This is a genomic window from Flavobacterium sp. (assembly GCF_046155325.1).
In the GTDB taxonomy this organism is placed as follows: domain Bacteria; phylum Bacteroidota; class Bacteroidia; order Flavobacteriales; family Flavobacteriaceae; genus Flavobacterium.
The window spans coordinates 1-6,772 of the sequence record NZ_JBJXDQ010000142.1 but is presented as its reverse complement, the minus strand read 5'-3'; the positions used below and the strand labels follow the sequence as shown (position 1 = coordinate 6,772).

Sequence of the window (6,772 nt, the reverse complement as noted above, 5' to 3'; positions counted from 1 at the left end):
TTTTTTACACTTGTTAACACTCCTAATAACCCATCTAGAAATGGATTGTTACTTTGATTTTTAACGACTGTGTTTACCACTTTTTCACCTGGTTTTGGAGCGGTAGCTTTTGGTTTTGGTGTCGATTTTTTCTTTTTGATCAAGCCTAAATAGCTATAAAAAGTATCCATGTCTAAGGTAGCCGTCAAATTCTGAGCCGTTGAATTTTGAATTGTATTTCCTAAGTTATAATTTGTTCCTTCAATAACTATTTCTGACAATGCATTTGAAGCTCGTTGCCAACTATAATCTGTTGTTAATGAGTAATTAGCTTTTATAAAGCTCAATAATGGTATTTTATCAAAAGGGAGGTCATAATTAACTACTAATTGCTGAACATGACGGTTAGGGTCTCCACTATCCCAATAACTATCCCAAATTGTAAAACTATCAATTGGTTCATTATTTTCATTTAAATAATTTTTTACAACATTATTAGAAGAAGCTGTATAATTTAATTTTAATGACTTAGTCAAATTATAATTAAATCCATATTGATAATTGAATAAAAAATTTCTTCGGTATAAAGCATCTAGCGGAATACCATCGACTTCAACTTGTCTAAACTGTTGACGGTTGTACTGTCTATTGATATTACTATTAAAAGAAACACTTGATGGCAAATAATTAAAGTTAAAATCACTTAAGAGTTTCCAATAATCACTTTTTTGTAAAAATCCAACTTGCTTTAAAGGTTCAACTGGTTTAGGCTTGAAGTTAAATGCATAATCTACTGCCGTGTTTGATTGTTGATCTACATAATCTTCAATTTCATAATCATGACGTTGCACAACATTATAAGATTGCGAAAAAGTAAAGTTCTCAGGATCATAAACATGTGCTGTCTTATCAGCTGCTTTTTGTTTTCTTACTCCAATAAAGTTTATACTTTTTCTTTTAGTATAATTTACTGCTCTATTTTCTATATTATCTCTTTCGTCTTTATTTGAAGTATTGTCTAACAATTCTTTAAGTTTGATATCCTGATTAAATGGATCATATTGTGGTGTTATTGTCTCTTCACCAATGGCATAATTAAAGGGTAAATTAATTCCCCATTTCACTGGCAATAATTTACCTAAATTAATATTGGTAACAATATTATATTGTTGACTATCCTCACGACTTCTTTCGTTTGGCCCTTGTTCTAAGGCACCAAAACCAATAGTAGATTTTTTACCTGTAGCTGATATGGTAGCAAAATCGGCCATATTTGCATCTATGTTTAATAGGGCTGCCATTCCTCCTTTATTATCCATATCGGCAATTCGTAGCTCATTAAACCAAACTTCTCCTTTAAGATCATCTCTGACAGTATTATTTTTTAATCCCACCATCAAAGTTCGAACCAAACCAAAATTTGGATTCCCTTTGATACCCAATCTCAATTTATTGATTTTCCCCGACAATGAAGAATCAAGTTGGCCTTCATCCTGATAATAAATACCGTCCGCTGGTAATGTATTCAAATCAATACCTTTGGAAATAACTTTTAATTTAGTTAGTAATGCTAAAGATAAATCGATCTCGTTTGCTTCTGGCCAAACCGCTTCTGAAGTCAAAGGAGAACAACTTGAATTTTGTGTTACTTTAAGAGGAATTTCTACTTGATAAAAATTGTCGGTAAAATCATTACCAAAACGAATAAATCCAATCATCTCATTGTCTATTAATGCAAATTCATTTGGTAAAGATTCGGCATGCAAAAACATTTTCAATTTATTATATTGACGCATATCAATACTTACATTTTTGAAAACGGCGCGTGAATCTGAAGGTTCTAATCCGTCGCCAGAAATTCTTAAAGAAAGTGATTGCTCGTTTTGGTTGATTACTGTATTATTATTTAACAATTGTTCGCGTTGCACGCCTGGAGGAACTACATAGTTAATAGGACATCTTTGTTCATTTTCCTGAATATTTACTGCTAATACATCAAGATCCGTTCCGTCATCATCAACATTGGTGTCATTTACATCAAGAGTATTGGTGTATCGTCTCCATTCGCCTCTCACTAAATCTAAAGAACCAAATCTCATAGTAACCTGATCACTAAAACCTGTCATAAACATTCTCATAAAACGAATCGATCGAAAATCAGAAATATTTCCAATAGTGTTTTCTGGTTGAGATACTGGGATTTTAAATTGAATCCATCGAACAGGTGTGTCGGTGCCGTCAGGTAAGGTCCTGTTAGTTTCTCTAACATCAGTAATATAATTTGCTCCAACTTGCATTCCAGGTTTCATATCAATACTGTACTCATAATACGCATTAATCGTATTCATAGTATTATCACGATTGATATCTTCGGCATCAGGAAGAGAGGTAGATCCTCTGTTGGCATCATTAATATCTACTGCTGAGTTTCCGTCTAATCCATTGTAATTTCTATACCGTTCTAGTATACTGCCCGGTGTATTTAAATAATAAGTATAATCATCGGCGGCAGGATCGGGTTCGTTACTAAAATTGTTGTAAACTGAAGCTTCGCCGTCATTTGTTAAACCATCTAAACCAACATCTTGGTTTTTACGATTGTCTGCATTAGCATCAAAGGCATAAATCAATGATTGTGAAGCAGGAACATCTCCCCAAATGGGTTGTGGAGTGACTAATATCTGGTCAGGTCCCAATCCGTTTTCATATTGTTTTCTTCCATCTTTTAGGACATCTTCAGATATCTCCCCTAAATTGAAATAAATTTTTCCTGTATTTACAGGTGTACTTTCCCCTTTTCCTACATAAGGATCCATTACCCAAAACTGAATATACTCAACATTACCTTGCTCGAAATTGGTTGAGCTAATAGATCGGGTGATCCCTCCAAAATTATCTTTTGGATTGGTTCCAAAACTTGCATTGTTATTGTACGGACCCCTTTCCTTTGGAAAATAAGTTAAGTCTAAAGTATTAATTACCTGAGTTTGTCCTTGAGCAATATCTGTTAAAGGATACAACTCTTCGTTAAAAATTCTTCTGGTTGAATTTAAAGACAAATATTCATTTGTTACACCTGCTGGTTTTTGTGTGTAAAATACTGGATCTATAGTATACCAAGCTAATTTAGCTCTCTTTGAACCATAGTCTAAGGTATTGGAATCTTCATTAAAATTATAAACACTTTGCTGGTCTTTAAAAGGTGTTGATGACAAACTCCAAGCAAAAACGGAACGCATATCTATTGTAGATTGTGACCCTTCAAAATCATCAACATAAATTGTCTCTTCTCCATCAAAATCGGCTGCTTTTGGAGAATCTGGTTTTAAGAAAGCAACTTCTCCACGAACAGAAAGATTAGAAGGAACATCACTATCTATATTCGGAAGTTTATTTGCCAGTCTGGTTAAAAAGGGAAGTTCCGTAGAAAAATTGGTGTTTAAACCAAAAATAGTATTATTTACAGATTCTTGACCAAAACTAGATTTCTGAGTTAATGGTCTTTCGGTCATTTTTAAATACGTTCCTCCAAAAACGAACTTTTCCGAAATTTTAGTCTCAAAATTAAAACCTACAAACCTTCTGGTTTGTTGTCCAAAAACCGAGTTGTTTTCTAAAGAAACATTGATTGGTGTGTTTGAGGCTTGAAGCGAAGCGTCTAATATATAAACCCTTCCTAATTGATAATTAACACTATAATCGACTCCCTCAACCAACGTTCTTCCGCCAGCAGTAACCACAACCGAACCTTGGGGCACATTAAAACCTCCTATTGGAATACCGTCGCCCCCAGTAGATTTGTATTTTCCTCTTAATAAAAATTTGTTTTTATCACTATCTTGCAATGCACCTGACTGAGTATTGCGATACATGCTTTGAAACACATATTTCTTTTGGTTTTCATTATAAGAACTAATATCGCTATACAATTCTCCACCATTCGATAGTTTATCAAATAATAACTCTCCAAATGGTTCTTTTGTTGTGAATATTATTCTTCCGTTTTGAGCATCTATAGTTAATCCTTGCATAAAATCAAAAAAACCATCTCCTCCCTCTTGTGGATCGTTATTGAAATTCAATTTATCTAAATTAAAAACTTTAAGCAGTGGCGTTTGGGCAACTTTATTTTCTGACAAAGGATTCGCTGGAAATGAAGTTCCAACAACTGGATCTATATAATTTAAGGGAGATGGATCCGTATAAAGAATATTAAATCTAAAATCTTCTTGTTTGATTTGATAGCCGCCAGGAATTTGATAAATGTTTTTCATCATCAAATTCCAAACTGGAGTAACTACCTCCTTTTTGACTAGATCTATAGTTATTTCACGATTAACACTTGTCAAATTGCTTTTCAACATTTTTAAAACCAAACTTTGAGAAATAATAGCCTGATTTGTATTGGTTCCTGTAACAACGGTCGCGTCAACACCATCATTACCAAATTCACCTACTTGATATACTTTGTCTCCAATTGTATATTGATAGGCGACGGCTAGAACCTCGTCATTGGTTAATCGTTGTTGTAAGGAAATATAACCTAATTGAGGATTAAAGGTATATTCATTAGCCGTTAGCTTTCTAGCATTTTCTAGTTTTGAATAATCTTGCCCCTCACTAACGGTTACACCATTAAATCCCGCACTGGCAGTTGCTATTTCTCTAATTTCTGGCTTTAACAATCCGTCTGGCTTTCCAATTAAAGCTGGATCATAATCATTATTGGAGTTATCCGTTGGGGAATCAATTAGATTATTGAAAATTCCAGTCGATGGGTATAAAGCCACAACTTCATAATCATTTAAGCCTGTTAATTGGCCCTCCCCTAAATCTTGAATAGCAATAATATTTCTTAAATTATTACTAGTTGTGTTAATCCTATTTTGCCTGTTTGTAGCCCAAACTTCTAAACGAGTAATTTGAACCCTGCTATTAATAAACGGATAATTTTTTAAAGCTGAATCGTATTTGTTCCTAAAATATTGCGAAAGGAAAAAGTTTCTATCATTATCATAATCAAGAGCAAATACCTCAAAATCTTGAATTGTTCCTCCGCCTTGAGCTACTACACTTTTGGTCTGAGATTTTTGTTCAGAATAAACACCTGTAATTGTAGTTTTACCAAACTGAGCTTCTGCTTTAACTCCAAATAAACTTTGCGCCCCTCTAATTAATGAACTATTTAGCGGTAAACTAACATTTCCAAATTCAATTTTTTTAAGAATGTCGTCTTCAGTAGGTGCATATTCTAATTTTATTAAATTTTGAAAAGCAAAAGTAGATTGAGTATCATAATTCATATTTACGTTTAAAAGGTTACCCACTTTACCCAACAAACTCATACTGATCCTTTGCTTAAAATCAAACGTGAAAGTAGATCTGTTTCTTGGAGAAAAAGAAGGATTATCTTGTTTGGTATATATTGCACCGAAATCCATTTCAACGGAACCCGTTGGCTTAATATCAATGGTATTGCTGCCAAAAATAGTTTCAAAAAGTCCTGATTTCACATAATATCTTGGCAATAAATCTTTTTTAGCCTCTTCACTACCCTCTTTCTTGCCATCAATCGCGTCTAATTTACTTTTAAAATAATTTCGCATAGATTCTTTTCTAACTAATGCCTCGTATTCTTTGGGAGTTAGAATAGTAGGATAATTGATTGGAAAACCATCCATAGATTTAGTATAGACATACCTATCAGTTGCAGAATCGTATGTATATTCCGAAAGTATGCTTTTAGGGTCTTTTATTTGAATTTTCCCAGTCGAAAAACCAGTTTTAGTAGTGTCTTGTGATACCTCTTCAACTTGGGCATTTGCTACTAATCCAAAGAATAAGATTGACAAAAATTGATAAGTTTTGTATATAAATAAGTTGCTTTTTGAGTAATTTTTTTTCAATTTTTATAATATTTTTAAAGCTTTCTTAATAATTGACTCTAGCGAACTATCTGGATCGTCTTTAATTATCTTTTCAACTATTTTTTCAGATGTTTTTCGAACAAAACCTAAAACCTCCAAAGCAGATAACGCCTCATCTCGTTTAGTATTGTTTTGCGTTAGGGAAACTTCGTCTAAATCATACAATTTTAACATTTTTTCTTTTAGATCTAATATGACTCTTTGAGCTGTTTTGGCACCAATTCCTTTTATAGATTGAATTGTAACCACATCAGCAGAAGCAATAGCAGTTGTAATTTGCTTTGGATCTAGTGAGGAGAGCATAGTTCTTGCAATACTTGCCCCAATTCCTGAAACAGATAATAATAATTTAAAAATTTCTCTTTCAGATTTTTCTACAAATCCAAACAAAGTATGTGCATCTTCTTTGATTTGTAGGTGTGTATACAATTTTATTAGATCATTAGAAGGGATTAAAGAATAAGTGTGTAAAGATATATTTACATGATAACCAACACCATTACATTCAATAATTACATGTGTGGGAGATTTTTCAACTAATTTTCCTTGTAAGTGTGATATCATTAACTAAATTTAAGCCCCCAAATATAAGAAATCTTAAATAGAATTTAACAAAATTTTAATTAAGTTATCTTCATTACGGTATCATTATTTAACGTGATAATATATGAGCCTTAAATAAAAAAAGTATTTAAAATAGTTTGAGAGTTTGACTTGTCAATAGGAATAAGCCATTAATATTTTTGATATTAGTACAAAAAAATAGCTGCTATTTTTGCAGCTATTAATTTATTTTAAGTGAGATTCTTACTGAGAAATATAAGAGTCTAAATGTTTAATAGTTTCTTTTTGTATTTCGATTATTG

At 32.5% G+C, this 6,772-nt stretch carries 2 protein-coding genes; both read right to left on the bottom strand.

The window, feature by feature from the left end; all coding sequences use genetic code 11:
- On the bottom strand, positions 1–5,831 hold a 5,831-nt coding region (sprA, locus tag ACKVOD_RS09925; protein WP_409209314.1), incomplete at its 3' end, for a cell surface protein SprA.
- 57 nt (positions 5,832–5,888) lie between these two features.
- Positions 5,889–6,470, bottom strand: coding sequence for a Holliday junction branch migration protein RuvA (gene ruvA / locus ACKVOD_RS09920; protein WP_409209313.1), 582 nt, complete (start codon positions 6,468–6,470; stop codon positions 5,889–5,891).
- Positions 6,471–6,772 lie beyond the last annotated feature (302 nt).